A 20,959-nucleotide genomic window follows, 5' to 3' on the forward strand; every position below is an offset into this window, starting at 1 on the left:
ACCTTCGACCACCAGAAATGGTAAGCACCTGAAACTCTAGATCGCAGCTACGTAATAAGTTTGCGGGAATATCACCACAGTGCGCCTCACCCCTAGAATTATTTCAATATAGGGGATGATGCAGATCCAATATTATTAGACTGCATCCACAACCATGCTAAATCATGAATTGCAATGCCTTGATGCGATGAATTGATATGGTGGGTCGTGGAATTCCAGATAAAGTAATCCACATCCCCACACGGCGTCCCCAGAGCTGCATAGACCGAGGGCATGATGGGAACGTGGTCGCCATACCAGCATAGGCTGGCGGGCCGATCCGATGCACTCAAGGCCCCGCGCAAGCGGGTCAGCATTGCATCAGCATTGCGGATATGGCGCAAATAAATCGTCAAATCCTCGCAACCTTGCGGAGGTGGCTGATGGTACAAGGCCTCGATATCACCGGCCGCAATCTTTTCAAGATGCAAAGGTCCGTGATTCTCCATCGTAATCACGTGAATGAATACCGGACCCGTAGCCTGCTCCAGCACACTGGCGACTTTATCCGCCACAGACAGATCGCCAATATAAGGGCCGGTACGCTCCACATCGGCAAAGGCCTTGATGTCCAGAAACTCGTCAAAACCAAACAGCGGAAATACGCGATTGCGCTGGTAAAAGCTGGCGGGATAAGGGTGAATGCAAATCGTCCGGTAGCCCTGCTGCTTCAACCAAGAAGCCACAGTCGCCACTGACCATCCCGCGCATACTGCGCGATAAGGGTTGAAGCGGTGCACACCCAGAGCGCTGTTTTCAATACCACTTAAGAACGAAAACTCCGAGCGCACCGTGTTGGCGCCCCAGGCGGGAACCTGCAAATATCCGCTGGCCACCGCTTCGGATTTGAAGCGGTCAAACTCCGCCAGAATCTCTGGCCGAATCTCATCAGAAATTCGCCGAGCATCAAAGAAAGACTCGCTTTGTACGGAAATCAGATGAGGTAGATCAGCCAAGGAATCCGCGCCGGACAAAAAAGACGTGAACGTTGAGGCAACATCTGCAAAAGGGGAAGACAAGCTTGGGCGCTCCCGCCCTTGCTGCCAATAACGCCAGAAGCTGGCTAACAGCCCCAGAGCCTGCACATCCTGCTCCGGTGCAATCTGCACCATCAAACGCGCACTATTACCCCAAAGCAGCAAGCCCAGACTCAGCACAGCGAGCAGAGCCATGGCTCCCCATTGCGCTGTCCAGGCCGCCCGCAAGGCGGGCACGGCTTCCAGCCATAAACCAATCGTCAGAGCGGCAATAAAACCCGCTGCCGCCAGAAAGAATTTCCCCCACCCCAGAAAAGGAATGTAGAGGCGAGGGTGACGAATCGCATCCGTAAAATATTCGTAGTCCTGGAACACAAAGGCTTCACGCAAAGCCTTGAACTTGGCATTGCTAACCACGACCAGCAGCAGGAAAAACGCGCACAGCAAGGCAGTGGCAAAAATAGGCCGCCCCAGCACGAAAACCAGCACGACATACGCCAAGCCATACAGACCGACATGCAAAGCCCAGGCCGCCGCAGGACGACGCAAGCTAGCTGCCGTTTGCAAAAAACGCTCCAGCCCGACTGTCAGGGCCAGTCCCAACAAGGCCGCCAGGATTGCACTCCAGAATCCGGGCTCAAGCGTCATAACCGATCTTGCTCAAAATAAAGACGGACAACCGGGCGGGCAGTACAGCCAAAAACCAGCAACCAAGGTTCAAAGGAAAAGGAAAGCTGATACGCGCTTTATTGGCTTTGAGAGCACGGGCAATACGCTTGGCTGCTCTTTGCGGAGTCCACAGGAACGGTTTGGGGCCCGGCATGGCATCGCACATAGGCGAGCTAACGTAGCCTGGCATCACCACATTGACCTTGATCCCCTCAGGGGCCAACCAGCCGCGCAAGCCTTCACCATAAGCTTTGACAGCCGCCTTGCTGGCGCTATAGGACGGTGTGGTGGGCAAACCAAAGTAAGCGGCCAAGGAACTCATCAGAGCGATCTGACCGCGCCCTCTCACTCGCATGGCAGGCAGCACAGATTGCACGACACGCAGCGAGGCCTTCACATTGATATCCAGCAGCAGCTCGGTATCTGCCCAGGCCTCCGGCTCGCCGTTGGGACCTACATGGATATTCATGCCAGCATTCACGATGACAAGATCAAACGCGGCACAGCGCGACAGCCAATCATGCAAGGCATCCAGATCACGCAAATCCAGCTGATGGGTCTGTACCTGCGCACCCGCCTGCCTGCAGCGCTCGGCCAAAGGCTCCAGAATCGCGGCATTGCGACCATGCAAAGTCAACTCTATACCGGGCTTGGCGTAGTAAAGCGCCAGCTCGCCACCAATGGCACTAGTGGCGCCGGTAATCAGAATCCGTTCCTGCCCTGCTGGTTCAGCTACGCCCACGCGCGCTCCTTTTTCGATGGGGCCAATACAAAGCCATGTGAACAAGTTCAGTCACAGTCAGCATAAATCAACTACTAACGATCAAAAAAACAAAAATCAAAGAAAATACTATCACCCAAAAAAGGACCAAAAACAACAACCTGCGAGTCCTCTTTATGATTAATTTTATTACTCACCACGCTAGGGAAAACCTGACCAAAACCTTTATACAAAGCAAACCCCAAATCATTAGAATTAGATGTAATTAAAAGTTTTTTTGTTTTTGAAAAAATACTTACAACTCCATTTTCAAAACCAATAGACTTATCCAAAGGAAAATGAAACATAAAATATTTTTTCTTACCATCAAAATCAGAAAAAGAATCAAAAACCCTAAAACTATTTTTATCTTTTATCAAAACCTTACGAAAAACCTGACCGGAGGAGTACATAGAGGTAAACCCCTCAACCGAGTGTTTCCAACCATCGACCTCAATTGCCTTAAGACCAGAAAACCCAATTCCCAAGTTTTTTCTATCAATTTTTATATCAGGGAAATACGGTACATTATGCGCTTTAACAGATCGCATATACTGCCTAATCGGATCTTTCTGATTATGGTTGTACATTCCAGAGTCGATCAACCAATCTTCGCCATAAGCATGCAAGAGAATATTAAGATCATCATCTTGGCGATGATAACCACTTAAGAATCCGGATTTAAAAACAATATAGGTATGCCCAGGCCAATTATCCCAAGAGGATCTATAAACAAAATAACCAGATTTCTCGAATAAAGCACATTCCCCCTCTGGCTTAACTCCATCGTTACCAGCGCTGGAAACCCACTCGACCATCGAAGCTCCAGGAAAATCTAATAATTCTTTGGCCACGTTAGGACGATAACTGACACTATCACCCAAATAAGTCAAAAAACGATCAGGGCGAGTAATCCAAGCAAGAAAAATCAGCGCCTTATCAAATAACGAGTCGACACCCTCATAGTTGATATTTATATGCCTTAACAAACGACGGGCCCGTAACATATTTCCTATCATTCCCATATGATAGGCAGGGCTATTTTCTACATGAACCCCTTCAGAAGTAAATGCAAAATCCATCTCAGACTTTAATCTTTCCAGACCAACCACTTGCCACTGGGAAGACTCTGGAATTGCAGGAAAAGCCAATGAAGCCAGTATCAGAGAAAGAGATTGATCAAACCCATGATTAGTATTTTTTTCATAAAAATCATCCCTTAACAATAAATTTCCGTGTTTTCGTGCCAACTCATAGAAGCTAGACTCCGAAAACTGAATTGCAATACGGGAAATTCTATCTAAGCGCAAGGCAGTTGCATGATCATGCCACGGAAAATCCTCCTCAACAGCGACATCCTCAAATCGTTCGGACCAACTAGCGATCAGTTGTTTCAGAAGACTTATATCACCAACAGCAATTAAAGAGTCAAACACCACAAAAGAATGGAGCGTCCATAACCATGACCTGTTATCCAGAGGGCCAGAGTCCCAAATCTGCTCAACAAAAAAAATATCGCCAAAATTTTTAGTTATAATTTTCTTATTCTTAATAAATTGCTTTAAGAATTCAATATCTTTCTTATTTTCAGGAGGAAACAAATCCTTCATTGACTAAGATTCCAAAACTAATTATAAAGTTTTAATTCAACCCCAACCTCTACTGTATATTTATAAAATCTAAAAAAGTTAATAATTTTTTAGAATATGATGAATAAAATAGAGTATGGGCTCCTTCCTCCAACTGGCTCAGCTACGCTCACGCGCGCTCCTTTCTTGAAAGGACCAGTACAAAACCATGCCAAAGCCTACGCAAACCGTCGCATTCAAAGGAATCAACAAGTAATTGCCCATGAGTATGGCTACATACAGGGCCAATGCCGAATACAGGAAGGTGAACACTTCACCGATCAGCAAATACAGATTGATCCGGGGCTGCCTAGCAGCCTTCTCACCCTCACCTTTTGGGGTGCGGTTAAATTCCCCATAGACTTTGAACGCAGCTCGCACACCACCAACAAAATAATACCAAGCCATGGGCGGGAACATGGCGACATACAAATAGGTATGCCACAAGGTTCCCAGTACGCCGGGCCTGTCATCAAAACGCGCCCCCTTGCGAGCCCCAAAGGCATTATTCAAGGCCCAGACGGCTACCAGTAAAAAGAAGAGCGGCGCGCCCCACTGCAAAACCACATGATCAAAATCCAGCAAATAGTTCAGCGGTAGGCTCAACAAGATTAAGGCATAAATAGATGCCAGCATGACTGATGAAAACATCATGGAAAACGCATGCATGCGTTTCATCAAAGGCATGTCCTGATGCCACATCTGCCCCAAGTGCTTAAAGGCACTGTGGATGAGCCCCCGCCCCCAGCGCTCTCGCTGCACACGGAAGGCGCTAATGTTCTCGGGTAAGGTGGACATGGACACCACATCACGCAAATAAGCGTATTTCCATTCCCCAAACTGCGCCCGATAGCCCAGGTCTACGTCCTCGGTAATGGTAGAAGCATTCCAACCACCCAATGCCTCTACGCAAGCGCGCCGCCAGACACAGGAGCTACCGCTTAAAGAGGCCATATCGCCATCTTCGCTCAAGCCCACCGTCACGTACTGCTGATGGCCCATCTCCATCGCCTGAAAGCGGGTCAGAAAGGAATGATCTCGGTTCTCGTAACCGATGCCGGTCTGCAGAAAACCCAGCTTCTGATCTTTGAAGGGCGGAATGGTCTTTTGCAGAAAATCCGCTGGCGGCAAAAAGTCCGCATCAAAAATCGCGAAGAAATCGCCTTGAGAATGCTGAATGCCATGCACCAGATTCCCCGCCTTGTAACCCGAGCGATCGGTTCGCTGAATACGGCGGATCGGCACACCCTGCTTTGCCAACTGATTCACCTTATGCTGAGCCAGCAACGCGGTCTTATCCGTGGAGTCATCCAGCACCAGAATTTCCAAGGCCGACACGGGGTAATCCAATCGGCAAGCCGCATCGATCAAGCGCTCCACGACTGCCGCTTCGTTATAGATCGGCAATAACACGCTGACCTTGGGATACCAGTCCTGTTGCAAAGCCACTGTCGACTGCACCAGCTCACTTAACTTGCGACGTTCCACCCGCCGCGAGATCAGCAACACCCGCAGCTCCAGAACCACATACAAGGCAAAGGCCCCTACTACTAAAACGAATAGCGCCTGAATCAGGTACGCAAAAATGCTCACAATCATGGAAACAAGCGCACCCTAGAAGCCGACCACGTCAGCCAACTCCTGGAGGCGATGCTCCCAGGTATGAAATTGGCGCACATACGCCGCCCCCGCAGCCGCACGCTCACAGTCCTGCGCTGTCGGGCCTTGTTGATATAAACGAGCAAACAATTCAATGGCCTGCTCACGGGAGTGCACCACATGGCAGTAATCACTGAAATAACGGTCCACTGCGCGACCTGGGTTGGTCACTGCAATGCCCCCGCTGGCCAGAATCTCCAGCAAACGGCGCGAACACATCGTTTCCGAGTCCGTGACCGAGTTCACGTTCAGGCTCATCACATGTTCTTTGTAGATACGCCCTGTTTCACGATGCGGCACTTGGCCGTGAACCTTCACATGGGTGGAACGCGGAAAACGAAACTCAATGTGCCGGGACAGCCGGTCATGATTTCTGTCGTAGGCATTTAGCTGCATCTGCGAGTCCTCACAGGCCCCGAAGATCATGTCCAGAAAGCGACGGCGTTCACTCAAAATACGTCGATAATAGCTGCCGGTAAAACACCCTTCCTTGCGCGTAAAATCAAAACCCGTGAAGCTATGAAACGCGGGTTGATACGGCATGCTTAAGGTATGTACCGGCACATCTGGACCCACCTGAGCGCGATAACGCGGCAGGCAATCGCTGTCCGTAGTAAACACATAATCAAAAGCCTTGGCCACATCAATAAAGTGTTCGAAGTACGCCCCGTCGTCCTTATTCCAGAACACCGTGGGCACGCCCTGATCTTTAGCAAACTGCACCAGCTTGTAAATCGTGCGTGGTGTACGCAGGCGAATCAAACGCGACTGCTTAGCCAGCTCGTAACGCCACACTCCACCCAAGCCATGAAACACCGACTCCACAAAAACCAAATCTGGTTTCCAGGTGGAGATCACTTCTTCATAATTACGAGGGTTCAGAATGCGAATTTGGCACTCTGCCGACAGGCAGTCCGCCGTGAAGTAATCCGAGACCAGGGCCACCTTTAGCTGCCCAAACGACCCTGTGGGCCGCCCGTCCTCGCTAACCGTAGGGTGGGTGTAGACACGCGCGCCCAACGCCCGGATTGCACGGCCGATCATGAGTTAGCCTCGACAGGTAAAGCATGTACGACAAAGTCAGCCCAGCTACGACGTTGAGTCGCTTCCTCTCGCGCCAAAGCGCCATCCTGCGCCAAGACTTCAGGGCCAGCCTGAAAGGTTTCATCCAGAACGCGGGCCAGATCTTGAACATCACCCGCCTTGAAAAAGCGTACGGAACGACAGGCACCGACCTCATCCTGAAACACCGGCAAATCCGGTACCAACACCGGCTTGCCCATTGCCATCGCCTCGACCAACTTAATGGGAGGCACGATACGGCACACTTCAAACGGACGGCGTGGAATACAGACCAAGGCGGCTTTGGCCTGCAAAGCACGGGCTTGCTCAGGCGACACACGCCCCGCAAACAGCACATGCTTTTCCATACTCAAGCTTTGCACCTGGGCTTGCAACTGTGCGCGCGCCTCCCCATCACCAATAATGGTCAGGGTCACATCCTTGCCACGGCCTATCAAGTCCGCCACAGCATCGATCAGGACATCCAGTCCTTCGTACACAATCAAAGAGCCGGCATACACAATAGTGTTAGGCTGCACATCCTGCACGTCACCTGGCGTAAAGCGCGACGGGTCAATACAGTTGGGCATCAGGCCCATGCGGGCTGAGTCTACATCCCAGTGCTCGCAGGCATAGCGGCCCAGCTGCTCGGAGATAACGAACAGACGATCCGCTTGGCTGGCCACCAAACCTTCCAACTCCAGACCTTGTTTAAAACCCTGAGAGTCACGAAACTCCGGCATACGGGAAGCACGGCTCAGTTCCCATAAACCGCGCATTTCGTATTGGAACGGAATACCCAACTGGCGAGCGGCGATCAACGCAGGTAAAGCGTTGACGTGGTTAGAGGCGGCATGAATGACCGATACGCGCTGCTTGATGGCCTCTTGGGCGATGGAGACGGCGGCTTCTTTGGCAAACTGCATAACAGGTCGTTTATTAGAAGGAGTGCGCGCGTGGGCATACTTCACCCCATCTACAAGAGTCTCCTCTTGTTCAGCCTCTACTAACCTGTCTTTACGGTCCCACGGATAACCAGGGCGCGTCAGCACGCAAATATCCCCGCCTGTCGCCTGCATGGCGCGGATGATTTCATGAGTGCGAGTGGTATAGCCACTGATGTGATAAGGCAAGGAACTGGCGGGCACATACAGCAAACGTCCTGGCACAGGCTCGTAAGGTGTATCTCGATGCTGACCACGTCGGGTTTGCCGACGCATGATGAACAAGGTCACTCGTCGGCTCAAAGCCATCCAAGGCTCCCGCAACAGCCCACGCCATAACTTAAAGAACATTTTCCCTAGGCCTTTTTCTGGGTATTATTTTTCGATTCCGCTTGCAGCTCTGCCAGCGACAGATCCACCGTATCAGGCACAACAATCTTGCCTCTGGCCTTCAAATCCAGAAACTCCGCTGACGTAATCACGTCATAGTCTTTAGTCAGTCGCGAGAGCAGCTTGCGATAGCCTTCCATACGACTATCGTCCCGATACTCACCCAAACCGTTCTCGTCCCAGAACAACAAAGACCAGGAGTGCAGCAGAAAGACAGCAAACGATGGATTGCCGCTCAGCGCATTCAACAACAGCTGTCCCCACCAAGGGCGGAAGCGGAAATAGCTGGACTCTGGGTAAGTAAGGCGAGCCCACCACTCGGGCTTGCCTACCTTACCTAAAATCCGTTTCTCGGTCATAGGCACTTCAATCACGCCATTGGACCAAATAAAAGGATTGTTGGTGGGCTCACTGTAAATACACTGACCATTGTGAACAGCGCATACCGAGTTATTGAAGGACAAAGGAATACCCACAGCCTTCAAGGCACGAATGGTATCCGCGTTCCAGCGGAACGACCCTGCACGATGCGCCAAAACTGGCTTACCCGTTACCCCGGACATCAAATCCGCAAAGTGCTGGAACACAAACTCGGCCCTAGCCTGCTCAGTGTACTGGTTCATGTACTGCGGTCGGTTGGACAGCCCATGTTCCTTCCAGAAGCTGTCGGGCAAATACTCCGGGTGAGTATGCAACTGCACATCCTGGCCCTGCTCATCGAGCCAGCGAACAACCTCTTTAAGTTCATCTAGCCGAGAATAAGCCCCGCACAAGTCTGTAAAAAACACGTGCTTCACACCGAACTCGTCACCGATCTTGCACATCTCGGCCACCCCGGCCGTTCCTTTTGGAAATCGCCCCCAGATCAGACGATTAACATGGTCGTCAGATGCGCGCTTAGGTAGCGCCTCTGTGTCGACCGTAATCATTGCGTAGCGATCCCTCATAACTGTGTTTTCACCTGCTCTAAGTTAACTGTTCGCGAAAGACGGATTTTACCCCGCGCCTGCAGATCTAAAAAATCCGCTGTGGTGATCACGTCGTAGTCCTTAACAACTCGTTGCATGAAAAGGCGGTAGCCCTCCAGCAGTTGGTCGTTGGTGTACTGGAAGTGACCGTTTTCATCCAGATCCAGCAAGGACCAGGAATGCATCAACACCACCGAAACCTTGGGCAAGGACCACAACGGATCCCTCCAGAAAGTCGTAGGCCGCGAACCAAATTGAAAATAAGAAGACTCCGGGTACGTCAGGCTGGACCAGCGATCTGGTTTGGCATGGGGTACACCGGGCGTAAACCGCTCTGTTACCGGGACTTCAATCGTTCCGTTCGACCAGGCATAAGGCAAGCAATCAGGCTGACCTGTTGGACAGCGTTTCAACAAGGCAGCCCGCATGGACTGGTTGAACGACAGGGGAATACCGACAGCCTGCAAAGCACGGATTGTGATGGCATTCCAGCGGAAAGAGCCTGCACGATGAGCAAGGATAGGTTTGCCTGTGACGTCGGAGATCAGCTTGCCAAAGTGTCGAAAGACGAATTCGGCACGGTTTTGGTCTTTGTATTGGTTCATCAAGCCGGGGCTGGGAGATAAACGGTGTTTGGCCCAGAAAGATTTGGGCAAAGTTTCAGGATGGGCATGTAGTTGCACATCCTGACCTTGCTGATCCAACCAGCGAACCGCTTCCAACATCTGAGGCTGCTGCGCAATCGTTGCACATAAGTCCACAAAGAACACATGCTTGGCACCAAACTCGTCACCAATAGAGCTCATTTCGCGGATTCCAGCAGTGCCGGTGGGGTGCTCGCCCCAGACTAGGCGTTGGACATGATTGTCCATAGCACGCCTAGGCAAAGCCTCAGTATCTACTGTTAATAGCGCATAGCGCTTGGCCAAATCAAACTCCCCTGTCTATATCAACCTGCTCTCTACGAGCTTGCAGGCTGACCAGCAGAGTCGGCCCTCAAATCTGCCAAACTTAAGAACTACTTCTTCCATATGTATCTTGGAAGCGCACAATATCATCTTCACCCAAGTAGGATCCTGACTGCACTTCGATAAGATGTAACGGTATTTTCCCTGGGTTCTCTAAACGATGCGTCTGCCCCAGAGAGATGTATGTGGATTGATTCTCTCCAAGCAAGATCTCTTTATCATCCAATGTTACTTTGGCGGTGCCACTGACAACAATCCAATGTTCTGCCCTATGGTGATGCATCTGTAGAGACAGCTTTTCCCCTGGTTTCACCATAATTCGTTTGACCTGAAATCGCTCGCCTGCATCGATGCCTTCATACCATCCCCAAGGACGATAAACACGCAGGTGTTCCATGTGCTCCTTGCGGTCGTTGCGAGCGAAATGCTCAACAGCCTTTTTAACGTCCTGCGCCTTGTCCTTATGCATGACCAGCACAGCGTCAGGCGTCTCCACAACGATCACATCATCCAGACCGATAACTGAGACCTGCCGACTCTCTGAACGCAAGTAACTATTGCGCGTATCGCTCACAAAAACATCGCCCTTCACTGCGTTGCCATCGGCATCTTTAGTACTGATGTTCCAAAGAGAATCCCAAGACCCCACATCACTCCAACCCATATCGACAGCCACAACTGCAGCACGTGTAGTCTTCTGCATGACAGCATAGTCAATACTTTCAGAGGGGCAAGCCAGAAAATCTTCAGTGGATGGACGAATAAAGTCCAGGTCTTCAGAACGGTTATCCCAAGCCTGTACAACGGCCCCATATATATCAGGACGATGCTCTTGCAGTTCCTCAAGAAAGCGACCGGCCGTAAACAGAAACATGCCGCTATTCCAGGAATAGTCACCCCTGTCCAAATACTGCTTGGCCGTTGCTACATCGGGCTTTTCCACAAACTGCGCTACGGTATGCGAAACACCACTCCCGTCTGACAGCGACTCTCCTGCCTTGATGTAGCCGTAGCCCGTTTCTGGGGAGCTGGCAGGAATCCCAAAAGTAACCAGATAACCAGCTTGCGCAAGTCTGGCTGCTTCGTGAACAGCACCCGCAAAGGCGTCACTATTTTCAATACTGTGATCAGCCGCCAACACCAGCATTAAAGCGTCAGGGCTCTGAGTTCTAGCTAAGTGCAAAGCTGCCAAGGCAATAGCGGGAGCTGTATTACGTCCGCTAGGTTCCAGATACAAAGCAGCCGGAGACTGGTTCAACGCAAGCACTTGTTCACGGACAATGAACCGATGTTCCTGATTGCAAACGAGCACTGGCTCGCTGACCAGGGTTTGCGCATCAGCCAAGTTCATGGCTCTCTCTATAGTCGCTTGCAGCATTGTCTTCTGCTCAATCAGAGACAACAACTGTTTAGGATATTTAGCTCGTGATAAGGGCCACAAACGCGAGCCGCTGCCACCAGAAAGAATAACGGGATGAATGGTTACTTTCATTTCAGACCACAAAACAATTCGTCTCAGGTATCAAGCAAACTTAGCTATCACACTAGACAGATTTTTCATTGTATTTTCTGCTCTCTGCCTCAACATGCGCACACTGGTCCATGGAATAACAGGGACAAACGGTGTAACACGATCCGCCAAGCTCTCATCATTCAGAGACGACAAGAGTTCCTGCCGTTCAATCATGCGCATAAGATTTCTGCTTTTGTCAGTAGCAGACAATACAATACTAGGAATACCGTAATTAAGGGCCACCACAGTACCATGAAATTTCATGCTTGCAATTATTTTGCAAGTTGAAATCTCTTGACATAAAACATCTAGAGATTCGGTATAAACGATCTCCTTTCCTTCCACCTTAAGGTCTTCCGCGCGAGCAAAATCTCTTTCACCAACGTCCCCTGTACCAAGAATAATATGTTTAATCACAAACCCTTGAGACACCGCCCTTTCTGCCAACTTATGCACTTGCTCCAGGTTATCTGGGTTTCCTTTTCTATCTCTAGTAATAATCCCAAAATATTTTTTATCAGTTGCTATTTTCTTGGGCATTTTCATAGCAAATACAATATCTGCTGTATGTTCAACATCTACATCTTGTGAAATATTCTCTTTAATCCATTGAGCACTTTCCATATCCCTAACATTTACATGCTTAACATTTTCATGAGTTAGGAATTTTTTATATCTCGCAATAATATTTGGATTACTTTCACTCCAAGTAGGCACACCTACCCCAACAATAAAAACTGGCTTTTTCAAATATTCTTCACGCCAATACAAGTCGGACATTGCCCACGGGATAATCAAGTCTCCGCCGCCAATCACAATAGCATCGACTTCATCCACCAGTTCCTCCAAGGGTTTCGAGAAATAAGGTTTTTTAGTGAGATCATTCATGACCTTCAACTCATAATCCTTACCTAACCACTCCTCAAAGACACGAACAAACAACTCATCGCCAAAATTTCCCCAGCCAAAAAAACCGACCAGGCCAATTGTGATTTTTTTACTCATGTAACCCTCACTCAAAAACCATGAATACATATTCATGAATTTCAATATTTTTAATGCCCCCGGTTGCCAAGCAAGCTACTTGAATCAAGCAGAAACACCATAGTGACATCTTCAACCCATAACCAAAGCAAGGGTGTAGAAACGAAAATCTGCAACTCTCATGACGGTTAGTTGATCAAAAACGAGACCCGCCAACTCACATCACGATAAAGCTCGACTATATGCCTCAACCTTATCTGGCAATCACGGCATCCAAAGCATCAAAAAATCGGCTTGACACGGCATCAGCCCGCACCTGCGCCAAAGCATCCTCATCGTAATGCCCTCTTCGGCCTTCCATAACCTCCAGCATTACAGTCAACAAACCATCAGGATCTGCACTGTCAAAACGCACTACACCCAATCCCTCCAAAGAGCGGGAGGCCATGCCGTCCGGCATGATAACAGGGTGCCTGAAGCCCGCTGCCATGTACGCAGCACCGGAGTTCAGGGTTTCACCATATGGCAAGACCATCACATTAGAAGCTCGGTGGATGTACTGAATCTCATGGTCGGGAATATTACGCATCAGCAAGCGTACCTTAGGATTCATCCCCCAACGCTGCTTCAATGCCAATACTGTTTCTGCATCACTAGGGACACCACCCACAATTGCAGTTACTGGCTGCTGTGTTTGCTGCTGCAACTGGTCAAAAACCGACAGAAATTTCTCAAGGTTCTTGTAGGGTTGAATCGAGCCAAAATAACCAAATACAAACTCCTCTGGCCGGATGTCGTAATAATGGCGAGCCACCTCCACACTGACTCCATCAGGGTAACTGCCGGAGTACAACATGTGAGGTGCTACAAAGGTCGCAGGCGCCTTCCTGGAAAACACACTCTCAAGAACGGACACATGCTCCTGCTGCATGACATGAACGGCGTTGAAATTTTCAAAGACCCATTGGCGCAAACGCAGAAATACGGCAGGAAACCGGTTTTCATGCGGAAAAATGTTATGAGCCGTCCACAGCAGCTTCGCGCCGGTACGAGCCCGAAAACTCAAAATATCTTCACATAAAGCATCCAGGCGAGTACTTGCTTCCACCTCATCGCGACTATTGTTGAAATAGCCACTAAACCAGTGAGCATGTAAAACCATAGGGCCCGGCCAAGAAATATGCTTCAAAATCCCCGGGTCCCCAATCCCTACAGGAATGTATTGCCGCAAACCTGCCTGCTCATACAACAACGCTTGGTAGCGGTTGTTCCAGGTCGGAGGCATAACAAGCAACAGGCAAGGCGTATTGGCTTGTGTCGCTGAAACAGCCCCAAGGTACTTGCCGTAGGCTGCAGCCAACACACGGGGGGCATCATCCTGCGAAATCAGTGGTATAGGCATTGTCATTACTTGGCACCCCCTTGCTTGCCATCCCGATGAAAGCGACGGGCTGTCTCATAAACATCCCCATACCGCGCCACTACACTTGACCAAACTCGTTCACTCATTACCCAGTTGCGAGCAACATCAGCACGTAACTTCATTTGTTGTGGATTCGACAATTCAGACGCAATCAGCACTGCTAAGGCATCCACATCACCTGCAGGGAAAACACGTGCACGCTCCTCTTGATCTCCTGCTATTTCAGCCGTAACAGGGCGATTAGACATGATTACGGGGATACCCTGTGACATCGCTTCAAAAGGCTTTAGTGGTGTTACATAATCCGAGGCAAAATCCTCAATACGTGGCACAACAAACAAATCAATTGTGTGATACCAATTTCGAATTTCCGAATGGTCTACATTGCCCGGCATCACAACATATTGCTCCAGACGTCGCTCTGACACCATCTGGGCAATACGACTCCACTCGGGCCCATCACCGGCAATCACCAGATGAATATCGAGCCCCTGATTACGGAGTTTTGTAAAAGCATCCAACAAAACTCTATGGCCTTCACGTTGCGAGAAATTGGAGATATATCCAATTGTCTTCTTATTAAGCACTCCGATCTTATGGCGCAACTGAGCCACTTCCTGTGGCTCTGACATCGTCTCAAAGGCCTTGTCAATCGCATTAGGCACAAAGAACAATCGCTCCCTCGGCACTCCTCTTCCCATCAAATTAACCATCATGGCTTTGGAAATCGTCACCACCACATCGGCCGCAGCCATGCAACGGTCTTCTTGAAGGGTTCGTTGCTGCGTTAGCCTGTCTCCCATGTGGTCACTCAGCAGCGGGCGCCAAGTATGTTCATGGAAAGACCGCACTTCATAAACAAAAGGCAAATCATTAGCCCGCGCCAAAGCCAGGCCTTTTACCGCATTCTCATAGCCACGAAAACCTGAGGCAGCATGAATCAAACTAACCTGATGGGGTGCGGCTGCCTGATTCCATATTTGAGTTTCCAGGCTCAACAGGTCAGTTACTTTAATTTGCTTGCGATTTAACCCTGGAAAATGCGGATAACAAATCTGCACACCGTTACGCTCGACAATATCCAAGCCATCCTGCGCTGGCAGTTCATTCTCTGGCCTCGGAGAGTTGAGAGGCATGCATACAATCGGCTTCAATCCCTGCCGCGCCTGCGCCTCAACAATAGCTGTTGAACGTACCGCCCCCCCTGAGCTTTCGTCTGGATAAACCACCTTGAACAAATGCATGACCGACAGAGAATCTGACTCATATCTCGCCTGCAGAGGCAAAGACGGCAACCAATTCAAATCCAGCTCTTTCAACTCACTGGCAAGGTAACTAGCCCGTAAAGCCGCCTTGGCATCTTTCTTCTGATGCGCCGCCCAAGCCTCTGATAACAACCAACGTGACTGTAAGTCGCGGGTCAAGGCTGCCAGTTCCATGCCTTGGCGTACCTGATCTGGATCCATTAAAGATACATCCTGCCCGACTAGCACCTCATCAGGTTCGATCCCGGAGACATTCAACCCTGTGATTGACACCTGATCGGCAGTGGCCTTGGAAACCAAATAGAAAACGGCGTTCACAGCACCGGGGGGCACAAAGAAACACTCACTCAAGACATGCTCACCCGACTGAGCCTTGTTTGAACTGGCATAACGCACCCAACCCAGATCAACTAACAACGTGCAACCAGTATTAGTACCCTGCTGGATCAACTCATGATCGTGATTAAAGTACATGGGGTAGATCATCAGGCGTGACAGGTCACCAGCAAAGTCTTGCAGTGATAACTTTCCTGACACCCGCATCCATTTCTGGCTATCAACGCCAAGTGCTGCTTCACCCACAATGTTCAAATTCTTTTTGATCAAGCTGGAGTAGAAGCCATTGGCATGCACTCCCGACGTAATAGTTCGATAGTCCTGCCAATTAATGTAATCAAGCGCGCGCTCAGCGATATTCTCTTCCCTGAGGAAATCACTAAAATTTTTTGGGATACGCCTGGTCTTGAGCCCTTCCGGAGCCAGCAGCGCCAACTTTTCCTCCGGCCAAGAACGCCATTGAATCTTGACAGCGGAATCCGGTACTTTAAGAAACAGGTTGATCGGTATGTAACCATCAAGCTGGCGACATACAACAGGGGTATATGCCACCATGTCGTTTGCGGTTTCCAGGCCAGGAACCACTGGAACAAGCAGCTTGCTGTTTCGGTCCAAAAACCTGATTTCCAAACGCCCCACTTTAGAGCGCAATTTGCCAACTGCCTTCAAATGGCCAACAAGTTCGACATCACCTGAGCCCGAAGGCAAATCAATAAGTCCCTGTAAGCCGCCGACCTTGACCAGTTCTCGTATTTTTGTAGCCTGCACCGACGCTGTGCGATACACGTCACTACCCTTCCAACGTAGTACCCTCAACTCCAGCCGTGTTGCACCAGGGGGAGCGACAAAAGACGTCTGCATCACACGCGTAGGCGACTGCTTTAGCTCAGTCGCTTGCAAATAGCGATATCCCCCTACCTTGCTAGAGACAGGCACATCCCCAACTGGGGACAAAAAACGGTTCTGCTGATCAAAAAAACTAGGGTGAGCCAATATCGAGTTCTTCAGCGTTGGCTGGTCGCACTCCGCCACGAACTCAATATCATAGGCTTCACCCTCCAGCACATCACTGACACACTCTGCAAGAATCTCTGAGCCTTTGAAGAAGCGCACAGCATCTTCAACAGCCAACTTGGGCTCATTCAAGAAACGAGCATTACTATGCCCCCAAGGAAACAGCTCAACCGAAAGTGCGGTTGCGTTTGGTGGAACTATCACTCGACGTTTGGCCTGAACATTGCCTATTGTTCGTGTCGGTCCAAAATAAAAATAAGAGCCGAACTGCTTAGAATAGGCAATATCTGACCCTGGATCCTGAATCACTTCACCACCCGCAGTCCAGAACCTGATGGCCGCTACAAAAGGAGCGCCTTTAGACTCTCGCAACAGTTCTAGATCAGTTGATAAAACAACCTCCCTGACAGCGCTGACATCTATTTTCTTAGCCCAGACAGAAACTGGCTGGGCCTGAGCTGCTGGGGCGGCAACAGGAACAGGAACCGGGGCAGCTACAACAAGTTTAGGAGGCTCTGGCAGCTTGATGGGCTCAGGCACTGCTGGCTGAACCTCAATATCAAAAATATCTAGCCGCGGGCGATTAACCAATGCCAGCTTTTTAGCCCCCCAACGGTGCAAGTAGATCGATGCAAGTTTGAACCCTGGAGGGAACCGCAATTGCAAACCATCAAAAAATAAGGCTCCGTCCTCTCCGCGCCCACCCAGATAAAGATAAATGCCATATTTCTCTGAATAGTTAAAATTTGGAATTCTACGAGACACCACAGAGCCCGTATGATCCAAAAGCTCAAACGAAATCAAAGCCGGGGGCTTGGCCCTTTGCACTCCTCTTGCTTTGAGCGTGCAGAAAAAAGCAGCGCCACCATCGATACGCCGATCACCAATCTCTATTTTCTCTACAAAAGTTTCATATGAATTCTGAGAATTCTCTCGCCAACCCATCACATCACCATTAAAAATTAAATTCGTAAATCAGAAAAATAGAGACAGCTACACAAACAAACTCATTTCCCGCTCTGCTATCAAAACAGCATCACTTTGTTCACGGGCGCGCTTGGCTGAGTTGGCGGACAAGCGAGCAAATAACTCTGGCTCAACATAGAGGCGTTCAATCGCATCTGCCAGACCCTGAGCATCTTCAGCAGCCACCAGAAATCCACTGTTTTCATCCATAAACTCAGGTACAGCCGCAACGGCATTACTGATAGGAACCAAGCCACTGGCCATGGCCTCGTCCCTGGACACACCTTGTGAATCCCAGCGAGTCGGATTCAAAAAGACGCCATACTCCTGCTGGATATCTGACACTTCTTGATGGGTAATAAACCGGCGCTCAATGCATACATTCGTAAAATTTTCCACCGGTGCTACCGTCTCTTCAAACAAAGCACCATCACCGATCAGCATGAACTGCAGATGTTTGAAAATCGGTTTCTCAGAAAGTGCCAGAATGGCCTGAACACTTAGATCGTTTGCATACTTCCTTGATGCATAGGAACGTATAGAGAGGATCCTCTTTCTTTGCTCAAGACTTTTCTCGCAATAGCGGAAAATCTGCGTATCGATCGGATTATGGATAACGCTGTATTTATCCTCAGACAACCCAATCTGCAAATCCTCAAAAACCTCTTGGGCAAAATAAGACGATACAAACACCATGTGTAGGTTAGCTGGTGGGTTCGCAAAAATACTCCGCCAAAATACCTGACGCTGATCACTCAATCGCTTCTGCCGTGTCACTTCGGAGTTTGCCATAGACTCAAACTCAAACTCCCGCCTCCACCAGGCCTGGATTTCCGAACCATGAGCCCAGACCGTAACCTTCACACGATCTATGTACTTTTCCAGCACCTTCCACATTTTCTGATCCAGAATGTGAACCAAAACATGGCTAATTTGCCCAGAAGCCAGGGTTGCATCCAGTAACTCTGCATCTGCGGCCGCGACGTCGACACCTTCGAACTCCCGATACTCAACCGCCCCTTGTCCAAACTTGTACATGTCAACGAGTTGGCCCGCCCGCTTGTAAGAGCGCACACGACTATGCAAAAACCCATAGCGGTAAAGGTCGTCATAAGCTGGATACTGCTTGGCTAAAACCAAATATGGCGACTTGCTAATCAGTACCGCCGGTCGTTCCGATGCCCCACCCAATATCAACTTATCAACCGTTGCGTCACCCGGCCCCTCAAAACGCAAACCAAAACGCACATACTGACACTCAGGAGGAATCACTAAAGAATGTTTCTGCCCAGCATGATTCATTTGATGCGAGATCTTTACACCATGCTCATCCTGAAACTCGAAGACTGTGCGTACATCCATCGAGTATTTTCCTTGCAATTGAATCTGGCTATTCAACACCAAATTCAACTCCTCTCGAGTCCTGGTGCCCTTGGCGTACAGGTAAGAATATTGCCCCTCCTGCAAGGATGAGGTCAGACGCAAACGCTCTCCCTGCACAGACAGCAGGACCGCCCCCTTGGAAGGCAACCAACCGTAGAGTTCACTACCAGTCAACTGGGGTAATTCATCGCCATCGGAGACAGGGTTTAACTCTTGTGCAAGCAAACCTTCCGCAATCGGTGCTAACTTTGTCTGAAATGAAACACCCTGATCTGCAACGGGCAAGTCGACCGCTTGAGCCCGGGCCTTCTCAGATAAGTTTGCCCCCGCTTCAATATAGTTAAACTCATCAAGAGCCAACATATCCGGGAGCACAAATACTCCCTGCTCAAAACAAGCCACCCATCCATCCGGCAATTCCCGCAAGGCCGACAAGCGAGCCAAAGCAGCCCGCACAGATAAGCGATCAACAGCATGGTAGGGGGACTGTCCGGTGGACAAAGAAACCTGTCCCTCTTGGGCGACATAGCGAACCGATTTACCAAAAGCGACTGATTGACTGTAGGTGCTCGCCAATACCAAATCAGTTAAATACTGATCTCCATACCAATCATCAGGGTGCAAAGCGCCCATCAAGGTGTCTGGTGGCAAAGCCGCAAGTTGCAATGCAGCATCTTCCAGCGAACGATACACAAAAACATCCTGGTCATGTGTCAAAGACATATGACCCAAATCACCAATCAAATACAGTTTTTTATTAGCATAAGTTTGTCGCGCGTAGGCCTCTTTCACCTGTGCAACATCTTGTTCGCTCCGGACTTGAGCAAGAAGCACAATCACAGGCTCATAAAGCTGAAAGGCTTGTCCCGTGACCTTGGCACGAATATAAGCAAAACGATGAGCATACGTATGCTCACTCATTACTTTCCGCAATCCAAGCAGGCGCAGCTTCCGGTACGCAAGCTCGTCATCAATAATGTCGCGCAAACGATCCGTCAGTTGCGATGGATTGTCTGAGGACACAATCAACTCCCCAAACAATAGACGAGCACCACGAGAAAAATTGGAGACCACAATCGTGTTGGAAGCCAGCAATTCATAAACACGCCGCGCGAACATCGTCTGCGACTGTTTAATGGTGTTCATATTGATACCGTACCGGTATCCCTTGTAGGCACGATCTATTTCCGCAAAGGGGAGCTTGCCCAAAATCATGGATCGATATTCATCAGGAAATCGATAATGAGGGTGCTCGTTATCCGCATTCCGGTCATAAATATCAACGGGTCGCAACCCCTTGACCGCCTCAATCAACTTTGTAAAATCGCGCTGCCGCTCCGGATAACGCAAATAATAAGAGCCAGCAAAATTAAAGGCGTCTTTTCGATCGTAAGCCTCAACAGGATTATGTGTTCTGGGTTGAGCAGCGAAGGGTAAAAAATACACCTGGTCGTGTCCAACATGAGCTTTGTATTTGGGAACGCAATCCATGTCCGTAGTAAATACGTAATCCACCTGTTTGGCCAAAGGTATAAAGGTGCCAAAATGCACCGGGTCCTCTTTATTCCAAAGCAGCGTTGGTACGCCATGGCGTTTGCACCAATCAATACAAGCATTGATTTCAGGCCCGTTAGTACTGACTTTCAGCTTCCAGAGCTGGTCACATCCATGCCATGCGGACTCAATAAAAAGCAGATGTGGACGAAACTTCTCCAGCTGCTCAATGCACTGTTCAGGATGAAGTTGTAAAAGCTGACACTCCGGGTCATAAGAATGAAAAGTAAATTCATCCATCACCCCAGCAACTCGTAAATCCTGAGCAGGCAAGTCGCGCAACTCTGCCTGCACCACAGGGTCGGCCAAGCGCTGCTGACACAAAACCATATTTGCCGCAAAGTACTTTCTGCCCACCAAGCGACTCAGCTCGCTATAGATCTCCATAGCGAGTGCATAATCACCATTACGAAATGCTTGAGCAGCGCTGCTCACCTTCGATTGCAACATATCAGCC

The 20,959-nt window shown here is 49.6% G+C and carries 13 protein-coding genes; all 13 read right to left on the reverse strand.

Annotated elements, in window-relative coordinates; translation table 11 throughout:
• Positions 1-98: 98 nt before the first annotated feature.
• Complete coding sequence (locus IE156_RS11625; RefSeq protein WP_189392689.1) at positions 99-1,664, reverse strand: LTA synthase family protein; 1,566 nt, start codon at positions 1,662-1,664, stop codon at positions 99-101.
• Positions 1,654-2,427 carry an SDR family NAD(P)-dependent oxidoreductase gene (locus IE156_RS11630; RefSeq protein WP_189392690.1) on the reverse strand — a complete coding sequence of 258 codons (774 nt, stop codon included), beginning with the start codon at positions 2,425-2,427 and terminating at the stop codon, positions 1,654-1,656. Before IE156_RS11630 ends, IE156_RS11625 begins: the two co-directional genes overlap by 11 nt.
• Positions 2,428-2,501: 74 nt before the next feature.
• Positions 2,502-4,055: a heparinase II/III domain-containing protein gene (locus IE156_RS11635; protein ID WP_189392691.1), complete on the reverse strand. Its 1,554-nt coding sequence runs from the start codon at positions 4,053-4,055 to the stop codon at positions 2,502-2,504.
• Positions 4,056-4,193: 138 nt separating this feature from the next.
• A complete protein-coding gene (locus tag IE156_RS11640; protein ID WP_189392692.1) occupies positions 4,194-5,672 on the reverse strand; it encodes a glycosyltransferase in 1,479 nt (492 codons plus the stop codon).
• A 15-nt stretch (positions 5,673-5,687) separates the two neighbouring features.
• Complete coding sequence (locus IE156_RS11645; protein ID WP_189392693.1) at positions 5,688-6,776, reverse strand: CgeB family protein; 1,089 nt, start codon at positions 6,774-6,776, stop codon at positions 5,688-5,690.
• Entirely contained in the window at positions 6,773-8,047 is a 1,275-nt protein-coding gene (locus tag IE156_RS11650; RefSeq protein ID WP_229841251.1) for a glycosyltransferase family 4 protein, read from the reverse strand. The genes IE156_RS11645 and IE156_RS11650 overlap by 4 nt, the downstream gene beginning before the upstream one ends.
• A gap of 47 nt (positions 8,048-8,094) precedes the next feature.
• Positions 8,095-9,057 (reverse strand): polysaccharide deacetylase family protein, encoded by a 963-nt coding sequence (locus tag IE156_RS11655; protein ID WP_229841252.1) that lies wholly within the window; start codon positions 9,055-9,057, stop codon positions 8,095-8,097.
• A gap of 14 nt (positions 9,058-9,071) precedes the next feature.
• Positions 9,072-9,968, reverse strand: a complete 897-nt coding sequence (locus IE156_RS11660) for a polysaccharide deacetylase family protein (RefSeq protein ID WP_229841254.1) — start codon at positions 9,966-9,968, stop codon at positions 9,072-9,074.
• Positions 9,969-10,107: 139 nt separating this feature from the next.
• Positions 10,108-11,556, reverse strand: coding sequence for a mannose-1-phosphate guanylyltransferase/mannose-6-phosphate isomerase (locus IE156_RS11665; protein ID WP_189392696.1), 1,449 nt, complete (start codon positions 11,554-11,556; stop codon positions 10,108-10,110).
• 30 nt (positions 11,557-11,586) lie between these two features.
• Positions 11,587-12,582 carry a polysaccharide pyruvyl transferase family protein gene (locus tag IE156_RS11670; protein WP_189392697.1) on the reverse strand — a complete coding sequence of 332 codons (996 nt, stop codon included), beginning with the start codon at positions 12,580-12,582 and terminating at the stop codon, positions 11,587-11,589.
• A gap of 232 nt (positions 12,583-12,814) precedes the next feature.
• Positions 12,815-13,924 carry a glycosyltransferase gene (locus IE156_RS11675; RefSeq protein WP_189392698.1) on the reverse strand — a complete coding sequence of 370 codons (1,110 nt, stop codon included), beginning with the start codon at positions 13,922-13,924 and terminating at the stop codon, positions 12,815-12,817.
• Positions 13,925-13,968: 44 nt separating this feature from the next.
• Entirely contained in the window at positions 13,969-17,544 is a 3,576-nt protein-coding gene (locus IE156_RS11680; RefSeq protein WP_189392699.1) for a glycosyltransferase family 4 protein, read from the reverse strand.
• A 48-nt stretch (positions 17,545-17,592) separates the two neighbouring features.
• The gene (locus IE156_RS11685) at positions 17,593-20,952 is read right to left on the reverse strand and encodes a glycosyltransferase family protein (protein WP_189392700.1); all 3,360 of its coding nucleotides are present in this window, start codon (positions 20,950-20,952) and stop codon (positions 17,593-17,595) included.
• Between the last annotated feature and the right edge of the window lie 7 nt (positions 20,953-20,959).

The sequence above is a fragment of the Alcaligenes pakistanensis genome (genome assembly GCF_014652815.1).
GTDB classification, from domain to species: Bacteria; Pseudomonadota; Gammaproteobacteria; order Burkholderiales; family Burkholderiaceae_B; genus Alcaligenes; species Alcaligenes pakistanensis.